The organism is Iamia sp. SCSIO 61187, from assembly GCF_019443745.1.
Lineage (GTDB): Bacteria > Actinomycetota > Acidimicrobiia > Acidimicrobiales > Iamiaceae > Iamia.
Genome location: NZ_CP050948.1, coordinates 3689647 through 3704673, shown reverse-complemented (window position 1 = coordinate 3704673; position 15027 = coordinate 3689647). Strand labels below are relative to the sequence as shown.

General features: G+C 74.8%; 16 protein-coding genes. 8 read left to right on the top strand and 8 right to left on the bottom strand.

What is annotated here, in order from left to right; genetic code table 11:
- A complete protein-coding gene (locus tag HC251_RS17675) occupies positions 1–1203 on the top strand; it encodes an acetyl-CoA acetyltransferase (protein ID WP_219941929.1) in 1203 nt (400 codons plus the stop codon).
- A 33-nt stretch (positions 1204–1236) separates the two neighbouring features.
- On the opposite strand, the gene HC251_RS17670 is transcribed toward HC251_RS17675, so the two are convergent.
- Genes HC251_RS17670 through HC251_RS17660 form a run of 3 tightly spaced genes read right to left on the bottom strand, consistent with a single transcriptional unit; the run spans position 1237 to position 2926 of the window.
- The gene (locus HC251_RS17670; RefSeq protein WP_219941928.1) at positions 1237–1542 is read right to left on the bottom strand and encodes a GNAT family N-acetyltransferase; all 306 of its coding nucleotides are present in this window, start codon (positions 1540–1542) and stop codon (positions 1237–1239) included.
- Between the two features lie 35 nt (positions 1543–1577).
- Entirely contained in the window at positions 1578–1871 is a 294-nt protein-coding gene (locus HC251_RS17665; RefSeq protein WP_219941927.1) for a GNAT family N-acetyltransferase, read from the bottom strand.
- Complete coding sequence (locus HC251_RS17660; protein ID WP_219941926.1) at positions 1868–2926, bottom strand: AI-2E family transporter; 1059 nt, start codon at positions 2924–2926, stop codon at positions 1868–1870. Before HC251_RS17660 ends, HC251_RS17665 begins: the two co-directional genes overlap by 4 nt.
- A 20-nt stretch (positions 2927–2946) precedes the next feature.
- On the opposite strand from HC251_RS17660, the gene HC251_RS17655 reads away from it, so the two are divergent.
- From HC251_RS17655 to HC251_RS17645, 3 genes are read left to right on the top strand one after another with little or no spacing between them, the layout of a single operon-like run.
- Positions 2947–4152, top strand: coding sequence for an AI-2E family transporter (locus HC251_RS17655; protein WP_219941925.1), 1206 nt, complete (start codon positions 2947–2949; stop codon positions 4150–4152).
- Positions 4145–5506, top strand: coding sequence for a flavin monoamine oxidase family protein (locus HC251_RS17650; RefSeq protein WP_219941924.1), 1362 nt, complete (start codon positions 4145–4147; stop codon positions 5504–5506). The genes HC251_RS17655 and HC251_RS17650 overlap by 8 nt, the downstream gene beginning before the upstream one ends.
- A gap of 30 nt (positions 5507–5536) precedes the next feature.
- Positions 5537–6022 (top strand): hypothetical protein, encoded by a 486-nt coding sequence (locus HC251_RS17645; RefSeq protein ID WP_219941923.1) that lies wholly within the window; start codon positions 5537–5539, stop codon positions 6020–6022.
- A gap of 109 nt (positions 6023–6131) precedes the next feature.
- Here the strand turns inward: HC251_RS17645 and HC251_RS17640 are convergent, their stop codons facing one another.
- Positions 6132–6638: a DUF4262 domain-containing protein gene (locus HC251_RS17640; protein ID WP_219941922.1), complete on the bottom strand. Its 507-nt coding sequence runs from the start codon at positions 6636–6638 to the stop codon at positions 6132–6134.
- A 44-nt stretch (positions 6639–6682) separates the two neighbouring features.
- On the opposite strand from HC251_RS17640, the gene HC251_RS17635 reads away from it, so the two are divergent.
- Entirely contained in the window at positions 6683–7588 is a 906-nt protein-coding gene (locus tag HC251_RS17635) for an alpha/beta fold hydrolase (RefSeq protein WP_219941921.1), read from the top strand.
- Between the two features lie 120 nt (positions 7589–7708).
- Here HC251_RS17635 and HC251_RS17630 read toward each other — a convergent pair whose 3' ends face one another.
- Positions 7709–8614: a Ku protein gene (locus HC251_RS17630; protein ID WP_219941920.1), complete on the bottom strand. Its 906-nt coding sequence runs from the start codon at positions 8612–8614 to the stop codon at positions 7709–7711.
- Positions 8615–8752: 138 nt separating this feature from the next.
- On the opposite strand from HC251_RS17630, the gene HC251_RS17625 reads away from it, so the two are divergent.
- Positions 8753–10420 (top strand): nitrite/sulfite reductase, encoded by a 1668-nt coding sequence (locus tag HC251_RS17625; RefSeq protein WP_219941919.1) that lies wholly within the window; start codon positions 8753–8755, stop codon positions 10418–10420.
- A gap of 25 nt (positions 10421–10445) precedes the next feature.
- The gene (locus tag HC251_RS17620; RefSeq protein ID WP_219941918.1) at positions 10446–11282 is read left to right on the top strand and encodes a formate/nitrite transporter family protein; all 837 of its coding nucleotides are present in this window, start codon (positions 10446–10448) and stop codon (positions 11280–11282) included.
- A 77-nt stretch (positions 11283–11359) separates the two neighbouring features.
- Here the strand turns inward: HC251_RS17620 and HC251_RS17615 are convergent, their stop codons facing one another.
- The 3 genes from HC251_RS17615 to HC251_RS17605 form a co-directional block, all read right to left on the bottom strand.
- Entirely contained in the window at positions 11360–12466 is a 1107-nt protein-coding gene (locus tag HC251_RS17615; protein ID WP_219941917.1) for a uroporphyrinogen-III synthase, read from the bottom strand.
- A gap of 83 nt (positions 12467–12549) precedes the next feature.
- Positions 12550–13176 (bottom strand): adenylate/guanylate cyclase domain-containing protein, encoded by a 627-nt coding sequence (locus HC251_RS17610; RefSeq protein ID WP_219941916.1) that lies wholly within the window; start codon positions 13174–13176, stop codon positions 12550–12552.
- A 70-nt stretch (positions 13177–13246) separates the two neighbouring features.
- Positions 13247–14128, bottom strand: a complete 882-nt coding sequence (locus HC251_RS17605; protein WP_219941915.1) for a hypothetical protein — start codon at positions 14126–14128, stop codon at positions 13247–13249.
- 94 nt (positions 14129–14222) lie between these two features.
- On the opposite strand from HC251_RS17605, the gene HC251_RS17600 reads away from it, so the two are divergent.
- Positions 14223–14972 carry a hypothetical protein gene (locus HC251_RS17600; protein WP_219941914.1) on the top strand — a complete coding sequence of 250 codons (750 nt, stop codon included), beginning with the start codon at positions 14223–14225 and terminating at the stop codon, positions 14970–14972.
- Positions 14973–15027: the final 55 nt, after the last annotated feature.

Below are 15027 nucleotides of genomic sequence, written 5' to 3'. Positions count from 1 at the left end.
ATGGGATCGCACGGCATCCGCGACCGGGTCGCCATCGTCGGCATGGGCTGCACGCCCTTCGCCGAGCACTTCGACCGGGGTCTCGACGACCTCATGGTCGACGCCACGACCGAGGCCCTGGCCTCGGCCGGCATCGAGCGGGCCGACGCCGACGCCTGGTGGGTCGGGACGGCCCAGTCGGGCATGAGCGGGATCATGCTGGCCAAGGCCCTCCAGCTCGAGGGCAAGCCCGTCACCCGGGTCGAGAACATGTGCGCCACCGGCTCCGAGGCCCTGCGCGCCGCCAGCTACGCCGTCGCCTCGGGGGCCTACGACCTGGCCGTCGCCGTCGGCGTCGAGAAGGTCAAGGACTCCGGCTACCAGGGTCTCAACGCCTTCCCCATCCCCACCGACGGGACGAACCGGACCCTCACCGCGGCCGCCATGTTCTCCATGGTCCTGCCGGCCTACGCCGAGCGCTACGGGGTCGAGCCCGACCAGCTCCGCCGGGTCGTGGCCCGCATCGCCAGCAAGAACCACAGCAACGGGGCCAAGAACCCCAAGGCCCAGTTCCGCAAGGAGATGTCGGTCGACGCGATCTGCGCCATGCCCGCCGTGGCCGGGCAGCTGGGCGTGTTCGACTGCGCCGGCGTGGCCGACGGGGCGGCCGTCGCCGTCGTGTGCCGGGCCGAGGACGCCCACCGCTACACCGACACGCCGCTGTACGTGAAGGCGCTGTCGCTCGTCGCCGGCAACGGCTCGGGCCTGATCGACCCGGAGTACGACTACACCACCTTCCCCGAGATCGCCGCCGCCGGGGCCGACGCCTACGCCCAGGCCGGGATCACCGACCCCCGGTCCGAGCTGGCCCTGGCCGAGGTGCACGACTGCTTCACGCCGACCGAGCTGGTCCTCATGGAGGACCTCGGCTTCTCGGCCCGGGGCCAGGCGTGGGAGGACTGCGAGTCCGGCGTGTACGACCTCGACGGCGAGCTGCCCGTCAACCCCGACGGGGGGCTCAAGTCGTTCGGCCACCCCGTCGGCGCCAGCGGGCTGCGGATGATGTACGAGGCCTGGCTCCAGCTGCGCTCCGAGGCCCCCGTCGAGCGTCAGGTCGCCACCGTGGCCCAGGGGCGCAGCCTCGCCCTCACCCACAACCTGGGCGGCTACCCGGGCGAGATGGTCAGCTTCGTCGGCATCGTCGGCACCGAGCCCAGCGCCTGACCGGTCGGAGTGGGTCTGACCCACTCCGACCGGTCAGAGGCCGTAGCGGGCGCGCTGGTCCTCGGGGACGAGGTCTCGGTCCTCGGGGTGGCGGCCGATGTACTCGGCGACGTACCAGCACTGAGGGGCGACGCTGAGGCCCCGGGCCCGGGCGTCGTCGAGGGCCCGTCGCACCAGCTCGGCCGCCAGGCCCCGACCCCGGAACCGCCTGTCCACCACCGTGTGGGGGAGGACCATCACGCCGTCCCGCACGGTGCGGTCGGCGAACCCGGCGACCTCGCCGTCGACCCGTACCTCGTAGCGCCCGGCGGCCTCGTGCTCCGTCACCTCGATGCTCATGGCTGCCTCCCTGCCCACCGCGGCGGGCGCGACGCCTACAGCCCGAACCGCTCCGGGTCGTCGACGAGGTCCCGGTACTCCTCGTGCTTCTGGATCCAGCTGCGCACGTAGGGGCAGTACGGGTGGACCGTCCGGTCCCGGGCCCGGACGTCGTCGAGGGCCTCCCGCACCAGCCGGCTGGCCAGGCCCCGGCCCTCGAACTCGTCCTCGACGACGGTGTGGGGGAAGGCGAGGGCGCCGTCGTCCTCCCGGAAGGTGGTGTGCCCGGCCCCGACGCCGTCCACGACGATCTCGTAGCGGCCGTCGGCCCGGCGGACCTCGGTGGTCATGTCGTCTCCTCCAGGGTGGTCATCGATGCGGGGATGGGGACGTCCTCGCGCTCCTCCTGGGCGAGCGAGTCGAGGAGGGCGGCGACGAAGACGGTGACGCACGAGCCGACGACCGAGCCGCCCACGCCGTAGAGCTCGTAGCCGACGACGAACGAGATGACGATGAGGGCGGCGCCGGGGTGGGCGGCGCCCCGCGTGGCCCGCCGGAGCACGATGGCGTGGACGATCTGGGCGGCGATGGCGCCGAGCACCAGGGCGATGCCGGTGGAGGGGGAGACGAGACCGCCGGCGAGCAGGGCGGCCGGCACGGTGGCCACGACGACGCCGATCGACGGGACGAGGGTGCCGACGCCGACGACGAGGGCGAGCGGGGTCGGGGCGGGGAGGTCGATCAGCCGGAACACGCCGAAGGCGAGGAAGCCGGTGACGACGGCCATGAGGACGGCGACCTCGATGTAGGTCTGGCTCTGGAGGAACGCCCGGCCCACCACCCGGGCGGCCCGGTCGCGCCGACGCCCCTCGGGGACCTGCTTCAGGGCGGCGTCGGCGAACCGCGGTCCCCACCCCAGGGCGAAGATGGTGAGGATCAGGGTCAGGGCCCACGTGGACGCCCCCCCGGCGGCCTCCTGCCCGACCCGGCTCGACGGCCGGCGCAGGCTCTCGGCGAACTGCTCGGCCTTCTCGGTGAGCTCGAACTCCCGGGCCGCGCCGCCCATCTGCTCGCCCGCCTCGATGTCGGCGGCGACCTCGGGGATGTCCCGCTGGAGCCGGCGGACCTGGGCGTCGAGGTCCCCGACGACGCCCCACGTCACCAGACCCACGAACGCCAGCACCGGCACCAGCACGACCACCAGCGCGAGGCCGCGGCGCATGTACTTGCTGGCCCGGCCGATGAGGGGCTCGACCGCCGCCGCCGCCACCACCGCCGCCAGCGCCCACCCGAGCGGCCGCCGACCCTTGATCAGGACGCTGTCGGCCACCATGGCGAAGACGATGGCGCCGAACACGACGGCGATCGCCGCCGGACCGACGGTGAGGCGCACCCGGCGGTCCACAGCGGCGTACCGTACCGAGCGTGGCCGATGCTCGCGACGATGCCGTGGCCCTCCACGGCGAGGTGGTGCCCGACGCCAGCGCCGAGCAGCTCACCGTCGAGATCGATCCTCGCTCGGCGATCTGGATCGCCGGGGGCATCATCGCCATGTCGGTGGTCGCCGCCTTCTTCGACGTCACCCAGCGGTCGGTGACCGTGGTGGGCGTCGGCATCCTGCTGGCCTTCGCCATCGAACCCCTGGTGCTGGCCGTGCAGCGCCGCACCGGTTGCTCGCGCGGGGCGGCCGTCGGCGCCGTCGGCACCGGGCTCCTCCTCGCCTTCGCCGCCCTCGCCGTCGTCGTCGGACCGGCCGCGGTCCGCCAGGCCCAGGACTTCGGCGACGAGCTCCCCCAGACGCTCTCCGACATCGAGGGCCTGCCCGTCGTCGGACCCCGTCTGGCCGACGCCGACTTCGCCGACCGGGTCGAGCGCTGGGTCGAGGACCTGCCCGGCCGGGTCGACGCCGACGGCGTCGAGTCCGCCGCCCGCAACGTCCTGAACGGCGCCCTCAACGGGCTCGGCGTGGTGCTCGTCGCCCTCGTCGCCCTCCTCGACGGTCCGTCCCTCGTCGCCCGGACCCGGTTGGTCGTGCCCGCCCGCTACCGCGACCGGGCCGACTCGGTGGGGCGCGTCTTCTACCGCGTCGTCGGCACCTACTTCGCCGGGTCGCTGCTCGTGGCCTCGATCGGGGGGACGTGGGTGCTGATCGTGGGCCTCTCCGTCGGCGTCCCCCTCGCGCCCGTGGCCGCGGTCTGGTACGCGGTCGTCAGCCTCATCCCCCAGATCGGAGGCTTCCTCGGCACCTCCTTCGTGACGATCCTGGCCATCACCCAGGGGGTCGTGCCCGCCCTCGTCGTGCTGGTCCTCGTGGTCGCCTACATGAACCTCGAGAACTACATCATCACCCCCGCCATCGTGGGCGAGGCCGTCGACCTGTCGCCCCCGGTGACGATGCTCGCCGCCCTCGTCGGCGGGGCCGCCGCCGGGGTGCCGGGGGCCCTGGCCGCCACCCCTCTGTGCGGCACGATCAAGGCCGTGTACATGGAGGCCGTCCACGGCGAGAAGCCGGTCGCCACGACCCGCTTCCGCGACCGCCTGCCCGGCCCGCTGAAGCGCCTCGTCGAGCGGGTGCGCCGCTCCGGCGGGGCGGCCGAGGCCCCGCCCGGCACGAGGAGCCCCGATGCCTGACACCCCCTCGGTCGTGATCGTCGGCGCCGGGCTGGCCGGCCTGGCCGCGGCGCGCGACCTGACCCGGGCCGGGCGCCCCGTCACCGTGGTCGAGGCCCGCGACCGCGTCGGCGGGCGCATCGTCAACCACCGCTTCGACGACGACCTCGAGGTGGAGATCGGCGGCCAGTGGGTCGGCCCGACCCAGGACCGCATCCTGGCCCTGGCCTCGGCGCTGGGCGTCGAGACGTTCCCGACCTACGACACCGGCGACCTGGTCACCGCCCGCGACGGCAAGATCGTCCGGCACCGCAGCCCGACCTTCGGCCTGCCGGGCGCGGCCGTGGTCGAGATCGCCGCCTCGCAGCCCCTGCTCGACCGGCTGGCCGCCCGGGTCGACCTCGACGAGCCGTGGGCGACCCGCGGCGCCGAGCGCCTGGACAGCACGACCTTCGAGACCTGGATCCGCCGCCACCACGCCACGGCCGCGGCCCGGGGCTTCTGGCGGCTGGCCATCGAGGCCGTGTTCGCGGCCGAGCCCCGTGACATCTCCCTGCTGCACGTCGCCTTCTACCTGCACTCGGGCGGGTCGCTGGAGCGGCTGCTCGGCACCCGCCGGGGCGCCCAGCAGGACCGCTTCGTCGGGGGCAGCGCCGTCGTCGCCGACCGCGCCCTCGCCGAGCTGCGCGACCAGGGCGTCGAGGTCCGCCTCGGCGCACCCGTCCGGGCGGTCGAGCAGGGCGAGGAGGGCGTCGTCGTCCGCCACGACGGCGGCGAGGTGCGCGCCGACCGGGCGATCGTGGCCGTGCCCCCGGCCCTCGCCGGGCGCATCGCCTGGTCGCCGCTGCTGCCGGCCCGGCGCGACCAGCTGCTCCAGAAGATGCCGATGGGCTCGGTGATCAAGTGCCTGGTCCGCTACGACCGCCCCTTCTGGCGCGAGGACGGGCTGTGCGGGCAGGCCGCCGCCCTCGACTCGGCCGTCACCATCACCTTCGACAACTCCCCGCCCGACGACGACGGACCCGGCGTGCTCGTCGCCTTCCTGGAGGGCGACCACGCCCGGCGGGCCTCGGAGATGTCGGCGCGGGCGCGGCGGGCCGAGGTCGTCGACGCCCTCACCCGCTTCTTCGGTCCCCAGGCCCAGCGGCCCACGGACTACGCCGAGCGCGACTGGGCGGCCGAGGAGTGGACCCGCGGGTGCTACGGCGCCCACCTGGCCCCGGGGGTGTGGACCTCCTTCGGCGACCTCCTCCGCGCCCCCTGGGGGCGGGTGCACTGGGCCGGCACCGAGACGGCGGCGGTGTGGAACGGCTACATGGACGGGGCGGTGCGCTCGGGGGAGAGGGCGGCCACCGAGGTCCTGGCCGCATCGTGACCGCCCGCCCCCGGGTGCGAGGCTGACCGGGTGGCCCGTCGCCCGCGCCCCGAGCAGATCGAGTTCACCGTCACCGACCCGGCCGCCGTCATCGAGGCCATCGGCGAGCTCGTCGACGCCCGGGGCGGGTGGGTCAACCTGTACCCCGAGGTCGACGAGGACGAGGCCGCCGCCGTCACCCCCTCGGCGGTGGCGTCGATCTTCCGGGCCCCCGGACCGCCCATCCCGCAGGCGACCCTGATCGCCCCGACCGAGGGGCGGCGGGGGCGGAAGCCGGCCCAGCTGGGGATGACCCACGGCGTGGGCAGCATGGTCGTCCGGCGCCTCGCCGCCGAGGGCCTGGCCCTGCCCGACGGGTGGAAGGTGGTCCAGGACCACGTCCGCCGGGGCCTGGTCGTCCGCCTCGACGACCCGCCCGACGTCGACCGGGCCCTCACCTGGGCCCTCCGGGCCGGGACCCTGCTGTGCCCCATCGCCACCACGGGCGGCTGGCTCGCCGAGGTCCACCGCTCCTGACCAGCCGGGGTCCGACCCCATGTCACCCTGCGACGGCGCGTGAGCTGAGGATCACCCGGTTACTTGGGGTCTGACCCCCAGTGACCGGCGACGATCGGGTCAGGGCGGGTCAGGGCGGGTCGGCGATCAGGAGCTGGATGGGGGCCAGGTCGGGGGCGAAACCGGGCTCCCAGGGGAGGACACCGGCGGGGTCGGGCCACGTCAGCTGGACCATGCGGAAGTCGTCCTCGGCGTGGCCGGCGAGGCGGTGGTGCTCGGCCAGCGACGGGAAGAGGCTGACGCACGACGGGGCGTCCACCGGGAGCAGGGCGCACGGCTGGCCCCCGTCGAGCAGGCCGATGAACGGTGCCCCGACCGGCAGCTCGGTGCCCCCGGCGAGGGCGTCGGCCACCAGCCCGAACAGGCCCCGGCACGCCACCGGCGCCAGGCCGAAGAGGCAGAGCTCGGGGAAGCCGAAGCGGTCCTCGAACCCGATGGTGAAGGCGTAGCGGGGGAACGGCGGGTCGGTGTCGGCCCGGGCGGGGACGGCGTCCATGGCCCACCCCTCGCGCTCGAGCATGAAGAGGACCTTGTCCCGATGGCTCATGTCGCGGTCCGGGAACACGTCGTCTGCCATGGCCCAACCTTCGCAGGCCGGCCGGAGGTGCCACGCTGTCGGCCATGGGGACGGTCACACCACCGCGGTTGGAGGGCACGGTCGAGGTCGGGCGCCGGCGCCGGCTCGGCTTCGCCGAGTTCGGGCCGCCCGACGGTCGGGCCGTCGTCTGGCTGCACGGCACCCCCGGCGCCCGGCGCCAGATCCCCCAGGAGGCGCGGGCCCTGGCCCACGACCTCGGGCTGCGGATCATCGGCATCGACCGGCCCGGCATCGGGTCGTCGACGGCCCACGTGTACCCGAACGTGCTCGGCTTCGCCGCCGACCTGGCCATCGTCGCCGACAGCCTCGGCGTCGACGAGATGGCGCTGGTCGGCCTCTCCGGCGGCGGTCCCTACGCCCTCGCCGGCGCCCACGCCATGGGCGACCGGGTGGTCGCCGCCGCCGTCCTCGGGGGCGTGGCCCCCACGAAGGGGCCCGACGCCATCGGCGGCGGGCTCGTCGACCTCGGGGTCCGCATGGCGCCGCTGGTCGCCCTGACCCACGTCCCCACCGGCGTGCTCCTCACCGGCGCCGTCCGCCTGGCCCGCCCGGTGGCGTCACCGGTGCTCGACCTCTACGCCCGCCTGTCGCCCGCCGGTGATCGAGCCCTGCTCCGGCGGCCGGAGTTCAAGGCCATGTTCCTCGACGACCTGCTCAACGGCAGCCGCAAGCAGCTCGGCGCCCCGCTCGCCGACGTCCTCCTCTTCACCCGGGACTGGGGGTTCCGGGTCGGCGACGTCACCGTTCCGGTGCGGTGGTGGCACGGCGACGCCGACCACATCGTCCCCTTCGCCCACGGCGAGCACATGGTCCGGCTGCTGCCCGACGCCGAGCTCCACGTCCTCGCCGGCGAGAGCCACCTCGGCGGGCTGGGCGCCGGGAAGCACATCCTCACCACCGTCGTCGACCTCTGGGACCGGCGCCGCTGATGGCGCGCTACGTCGTCGTCGGCGCGGGCGCAGTCGGGGGGACGGATGGTGCCTGGCACCATCCGTGGGAGGACACGGATGGTGCCTGGCACCATCCGTGGGAGTGCTCGGGGTGACGGTTCAGCTGGCCTTCTTGGCCGCCTTCTTCGTCGCCTTGGCGGCCTTGCGGGGCTTGGCCGCGGGCTTGGCCGGGGCCTCCTCGGCGGCGGCCTCGTCCTTGCCGCTGGGGTGGCGCTTCCGGGCCTTCTTGGCCTCGGCGATGCTGGCCTCGAGGGCGGCCATGATGTCGACGACCTTGTCGTCCTCCTCCTCGGGCGCCCCCTCGACGACCTCGGTGGCCCCGCTGGCCCGGGCCTCGATCAGGTCCAGGACCTTCTCCCGGTACTCGTCCTTGTACTCGCTGGGCTCGAAGGGCTCGGTGAGCGACTCGATCAGGGCCTCGGCGACCTTGCGCTCCTTGGCCGAGATGGTGACGTCGGAGACGGCGTCGAGGGCCTCGAGCTCGGCCGGGTCGTTCACCTCGTCGGGGTAGACCATCGTCGACAGCACCAGCCGCCCGTCGAGCGGGCGCAGGGCGCAGATGTGCTCCTTGGTCCGCATGACGAACCGGGCGATGGCGACCTTGCCCGACTCCTCCATGGCCTCGAGCAGGAGGGCGTAGGGCTTCGGCGTCGACGGGTCGGGCACGACGTTGTACGGGGAGTCGTACATGATCGGGTCGATCTCGGCCAGGTCGACGAACTGCTCGATCTCGATGGTCTTGGTGGCCTTGGCGTCGAGGGCCGAGAGGTCCGAGTCGGTGAGGAGCACGTACTCCCCGTCGGCCTGCTCGTAGCCCTTGGCGATGTCGTCCCAGGCGACCTCGGACCCGTCGGCGGCCGAGACCCGCTTCTGCTTCACCCGGGCCCCGGTGCGGGTGTCGACCTGGTGGAACCGGACGGTCTTGCGGGTGACGGCCGAGTAGAGCTTCACGGGGATCGAGACGAGCCCGAAGCTGATGGCCCCTGACCAGGCGGTGGACGGCATCCGCCCATTCTCCCCCGTCGGGAGGGGAGATGCACCCCAGAACGCTCACAGGGGGGTCGCGGCAGCGTGAGCGAGGCGTGACCGGGTCGCAACGGCCCGGACGGCCTCCGGCAACGGAGCGTCCGTACCGTCGCCGCCATGGCCGCTCCGAACATCCCTGCCGCGAAGGCCGCCGGCCTGCCCGTCGACCTCGACCGCCTCGCGGCGGAGGGCGACGGGTGGCTGACGCCGGAGGACCGCTACTCGCTGAAGACCTGGGGGGTGTGCACCCAGCTGCAGGACCACGTCTTCATGGTGCGCGTCCGCATCCCGGGCGGCGTGCTGCCGACGGCGCAGGCCCGGGCCATCGCCCGCCTCGGCGCCCGGCACGGGTCCGACTGGCTCCACCTCACCACCCGTCAGAACATCGAGCTCCACTGGGTCGCCGACCGGGCCGTGCGGGACCTCCTGGGGGAGCTCGAGCAGGCCGGGCTGTCGACCCGCTCGGCGTGCGGCCACACCCTCCGCAACGTCATGTGCTCCGAGGACGCCGGCGTCGCCCTCGACGAGCCCTTCGACTGCCTCCCGGACGCGGTGGCGGCCAGCGACGCCATCGTCGCCCGCTCGGCCGAGCTCAACTGCACCCTCCCCAGCCGCATCAACATGGCCTTCGGCGGGTCGCCCCGGTGCCGCGAGGACGCCCTCATCAACGATGCCGCCTTCGTGTCCGAGGTGGTCGACGGCGTGCCCGGCTACCGGGTCTTCGCCGGTGGCAGCCTGGGCAAGGCCCCCAGCCTGGCCATCGAGCTGTCGGAGTTCGTGCCCCGGACCGACGCGCTGGCGGCCGCCCTCGCCCTGGCCGAGGTGTTCGTCGCCCACGGCGACCTGGCCACGCCGACCAAGGGCCGCATGAAGTTCTGCATCGAGGCCATGGGCGCCGACGCCTTCCGCGCCGCCTGGGCCGCGGCCTTCGCCGTCGAGCGGGAGAAGCCCCACCCCGACCCGGTGCCGGTCGACCTCCTCGCCCCCGGGGACCGGGCCGCCGCCATCCGCCGCCGCCCGGCGGGCGGTTGGTCGTCAGGGGTGCGCCCCCAACGGGTGCCGGGCCTGGCGTCGGTGACCATCGCCCTGCCGCTCGGCGACACGAACCGGTCCGAGCTCGAGCTCATCGCCGACCTGGCCGACCGCCACGGCGACGGCCACCTGATCCTCGGGCGGGACCAGGACGTGGTGCTGCGGAACGTCCCCGTCGACGAGGTCGCCGCGATCCGCGCCGCCCTGGCGCCACGCGGCCTGTCGTTCCTCGGCGAGAGCGCCGAGGCCGCCATCCGGGCCTGCACCGGGTCCTCGGTCTGCGCCCTCGGGATCTCCCCGGCGCCCGACTCCGGTCGGATGCTGCTGGCGACCCCCGGGCTCCGTCGGAACAGCTCGCTGCGGGTCCACGTGTCGGGCTGCCCCAACAGCTGTGCCCAGCACCAGGCCGGCGACATCGGCCTGTCGGGCACGAAGGTCCGGATGGGCGGGGCCACGCGCCTCGGCTACCACCTCTACCTCGGGGCCGACCTCTCCGTCGGGCGGGTGGGCGAGGTCGTGGGCCGCATGGCCGCCGACGACGCCCCGGCCGTGGTCGACGCCGTGATCGGCACGTGGGAGGCGCACCGCCACGGCAGCGAGCCGCTGTCGGCGACGGTCGCCCGCCTCGGGATCGAGGCCTTCGCCGCCACCCTCGAGGCCGTGCTCGAGGACCGTTGGGCCACCGGCCCCGAGCCCTCCGACACCGACGTGCCCGTCCCGTCCGCCCGCCCCGCCGTCCCTGCCGTCGCCTGAGACCCCCACCCCTGAGGAGACCACCGTGCCCATCCCCCTTCCCGTCGCCCTCGACGACGCCGGTGCCCTGGCGTCATCGAAGACCTCGCTGCTCCGGTCGAGCCCGCTCCGCTACCTGGCGTCGTCGGCGCTGGCCGGCGCCTACGTCGGGATCGCGGTCGTGCTGCTGATCAGCCTCTCGGCCCCGCTGGCCGCCACCGGCTCGGCCGCCACCAAGATCGTGCAGGCCACCGTGTTCGGCGTGGCGCTGACCCTGGTCGTCTTCGCCGGCGCCGAGCTGTTCACGGGCAACGCCATGGTGATGCTGCAGGGGCTGCGGGCCAAGACGGTCTCCGCCGTCGACCTAGGCGGCGTCTGGGTCGCATCGCTCGTCGGCAACCTGGTCGGCTCGTTGGGCCTGGCGGCCGTCGTCCACGGCGGCGGCACCCTGACCGGGCCCGGCGCCGACCTCATCGCCACGGTCGCCGCCGCCAAGGCGGCGGCCGCCGGTCCCCAGCTGTTCTGGCGGTCGGTCCTCTGCAACATGCTCGTGTGCCTCGGCCTGTGGATGGCCAGCCGGGTCCAGTCCGACGCGGCCAAGGCGATCGTGCTGTGGTGGGCGCTGCTCGCCTTCATCGGGTCCGGCTTCGAGCACTCGATCGCCAACATGACCATCTTCGGCCTCGGCATCCTCGAGGGCAGCGCGACCGCCGGCGAGCTGGCCCGCAACCTGGCGTGGACCGTGCCGGGCAACGTCGTCGGGGGCGGGCTGATCGTCGGGCTCGGCTACGCCTGGATCGGCCGCCCCGCGACCGTCCCCGCTCCCGCCGAGGCCGTCGCCGAGCCGGTCGCGGCGACGGCGGCCGAACCCGTCCCCGCCTAGTCCCCCGCCCGCCGTCGCGGACCGGTGGTCGGACCCCACCCCGGATGGGGGTCCGACCACCGGTTCGGCGCGTGGGGTCAGCCGGCGATGCGGTAGCCCCGGCGGGGGACCGTCTGGAGGGCGGCCCCGGCTGGTCCCATCCGGCGGCGGAGCCGGGCCACGGTCACCTCCACCACGTGGGGATCGGTGCCGGCGTCCCACACGGTGCGAGCGAGGCGCTCCTTGGGCACCACCGCCCCGCCGGCGTCGACGAGGGCGGTGAGCACCTGGGCCTCACGTCGGCTGAGATCCAGCAGCAGCCCGTCCAGCGCGAGCGACGTCCCCTGGACGACGGCGTCCCGGCCGCCGATGCGCACCGTCCGTCGGCGCACGGACAGGTGCTCGGCCAGGCACCGCACCATGGGACCGAGGCGCCAGCGGGCCGGGTGCACCCGGCGGTCGACGCCGTGGGCGGCGAGGCGGGCGGCACTGACCGGCCCGACGCAGATCGGCAGGACCGGCCCCAGGAGAGCGGCCCGCACCGCGCCCACGAGGGCGTCGCCCCCGGCCTCGGCGGCGATGGCGAACAGGTTGGAGATGGCGGCGGCCGAGGTGAAGGTCACCGCGTCGAGGCCGCCGTCGGCCAGGGCCGAGACGAGCGAGCGGGCCGGCTGGAGGTCGTCGGGGAGGACCCAGCGGTACACGGGGACGTCGATCACGTCGGCGCCCGCTCGGGCCAGCTCCCGAGCGAGGTGGGGCTCGGCCGCCCCGTCGCGCTGGACGGCGATCCGGCGTCCGCCGAGGGCCGTGCCGAGGTGGACGGCGACCTCGGCGCTGCTCTCGTCGGGTGCACGCCAGGTGGTGTCGAGACCGACCGTCGCCAGCGCGCCGGCCGCCTTGGGACCCCGTGCGATGACGGTCGTGCCGGCCAGGGCGGCGCGCAGGGCGTCGCCGCGGTCGTGGCCGTCGGCCGCCTCGAACCACGAGCGGACCCCCACGCCGGTCAGGGCGACCAGCGTGTCAGGGGGGTCGGCGACGACCGCCTCGGTGGCGGCCGCCAGGGCGGCCCCGTCGGTCAGGGCGAGGGTGCGGATCACCGGACCGTGGACGACCTCGGCCCCCCGGCGGCGCAGGAGCTCGACCTGCTCGTCGGCCCGACGGTCGGCGGTCACCCCGACCGTGAACCCGGCCAGGGGCGCCAGCATCCGACGATGGTCGCGGGTCGTCGTTTCGGTGATGTTGCCCCGACGTGACGCTGTCGTGTCCGGTCCCACCGCCCGGCGGGCGGTCAGCCCGGGGCGCCGTCGGTCACCGGCACGGGCGGGAGGGTGACGTCCTCGGCCAGGCACAGGGCACGGACGCCGTCGACCTGGCCCACGCCGCGGAGCTCCACGCTGCGGGTGTCGAGCTCGCACACCCAGCCGGGCGCCTCGTCGGCGACGGCCTCGGTGGCCAGCATCTCGCCGGGGCCGGCCACGTCGCACAGGCGGGCGGCGATGTTGACGGCGCGGCCGATGTAGTCGTCGCCCTGGAAGAGGATCACGTCGCCCCGGGAGACCCCGGCCCGCAGCTGGAGGCGGGAGGTGGCACCGACCCGCGCCATCAGCTCGGCCACGGCCGCCACCGTGGGCCCGGTCTGCACGCCGACGATCATGGCCCCGTCGCCGAGCCACTTGGCGACGCGGACGCCGCGCCGGGCGGTGACCTCGGACGCCCCGAGGCGGAACAGGGCGAGCAGGTGGACCGCGGCGGCGATCCCCTCCTCCTCGATGAAGGCGGTGAACCCCGAGAGGTCGACGAACGCGAAGGTGCGGTCGACCCCGATGGGCCCACCCGCCGGCGGGAGGTCCTCGGGGCGCTCGGTGCCCTTCCCGACCCGGGCCCGATGGGCCTCGTCCTCACCCGATACGGCCATGTCCAGCTCTCCTCCGTCCGCGCCGATCTTGCCCGACCGGGCCAGCCGTCGACGAAGGCGGCCGCCCCGGTCAGCGGCGCCCGGCCACCAGGTCGTTCAGGGTCGTGAAGACGGCCCGGCGGATGCGCAGCCCGGCGGGGGAGGACACGTCGCAGATCCCGTTGCCCGACGGGCACCAGTGGTGGATGCGATCACCGGACCGGATCCGGACCTGGCCGGCGGGCCAGTCGGCGGACCGGTGGGAGTCCCAGCACGACACGCTCGGGTCGGTCCGGTAGCCGGGGTCGTAGGGCTGGCACGGGACGTAGGGCGTCCACCGACCGTCGATGGTCGTCTCGTGGCGGATGGGGACGAAGGTGATGCGCTCAGGTCGCCGAGCCGCCATGACCCGGGAGGCCTGGTCCATGATCCGCATGGGCTCGCCCCACTCCGGCATCGACGCCGGGGCCGACGGCGACTCGACCACCACGAGCCGGGTCGGGGCACCGGCGGCCGCGGCGGCGTCGACGAACATCTGCAGGTAGACGCGCCAGGCCCGGCCGGGGTCGGCGGGGTCGAACGGGAACTGCTCGGGCCGCCCGCCGCAGCGGAGCTCGTAGTTCGCCCAGGCCTGGTACTGGAGGACGACGAAGTCGGGCTTCACCTCGGTGATCGTCTCGACGATCCGGGGCCACCAGCGGGTTCCGTCCGACTGCGGGATGGTGTGGCCACCGCACATCCACGAGCCGCCCTGGCTGTCCCCGACGAGGGCGTAGCCGGAGGCGGCCGCCTGCTGGCGGTAGTCGGTGAGCGGGGTGAGGCTGTCGCCGTAGACGTACACGAGGGGCGGGGTCGCGGCGCCGTGGCGCCCGGGCAGCTGCGCCTCCGGCTGGCAGCCCACCAGCCCGGTCAGGACCGCACCCGCGACCAGCAGCCTGAGCGCGATCGTCGGGCGCGTCCCCACCTTCAGCACCCCGGGACAGTACCAACGGCGCCCGCCGGCTCCGGGGCGAGGGGGTGGTCGGGTACGGTCGATCCGGCGAGCGACCCGGGCGAACGGAGGACACGTGACCCGCAGGTGGACCGCGGCGCTGTGCGTCGTCCTCACCGTCAGCGCGCTGCTGGGGACCGGGACCGGGCCGTCCGCTGCCGCGGCCGAGCCCGAGGCGTGTGCCGCCAGCGACGCGGCGGCGTTCGTCTGCCGGGCCCACGCGTCCTTCGCCCGCCGCCCGGCCACGACGGCCGAGGTGGACACGTGGGCCCCGCAGCTCCCGGCCCGACGGACCTCGTTCGTCGCCGGCCTCGCCCGCGGCGTCGAGTCCCGGGACGCGACGGTGCTGGCCTACTACGAGCGCTTCGGCGGCTTCACGCCGACGGCCGGCGACCTCGCCTACTGGCGGGAGCAGATCCTGCTGGTCAACGGTCTCCGCCGGCTCGAGGCCGCCCTGCTCGCCAACAGCCCCACCACCGACGCCGAGCTGGTCGACGCCGCCTACGCGCTGCTGCTGGGGCGCACCCCTTCGGACCCGGACCGCCGCTACTGGACCACCCGGATCAGCCAGAGCACCCGCAACCGGGTCGTCGCCCAGATCGGCGGGTCGATCGAGGGGCGGCGGGTGCGGGTGCGCTGGGCGTACCACAACGAGATCCTCGTGACCGTCGACGTCGCCAGCCGCGACTACTGGGCTGAGCGCCTGCGCACCGGCACCAGCTACCTCGACCTGCGCATCGCTCTGCACGCCAGCCCCGACGGCTACCGCGCCTCGGGGGCGGCATGCGCCTCCCCGGTCCCCCAGGTCGGTCCCGCCTGCCCCTGACCGGTGGTGCCTCCTCCGGCGGGCCCGACGTCCCCGCATCGCGCCGTCAGGGCCG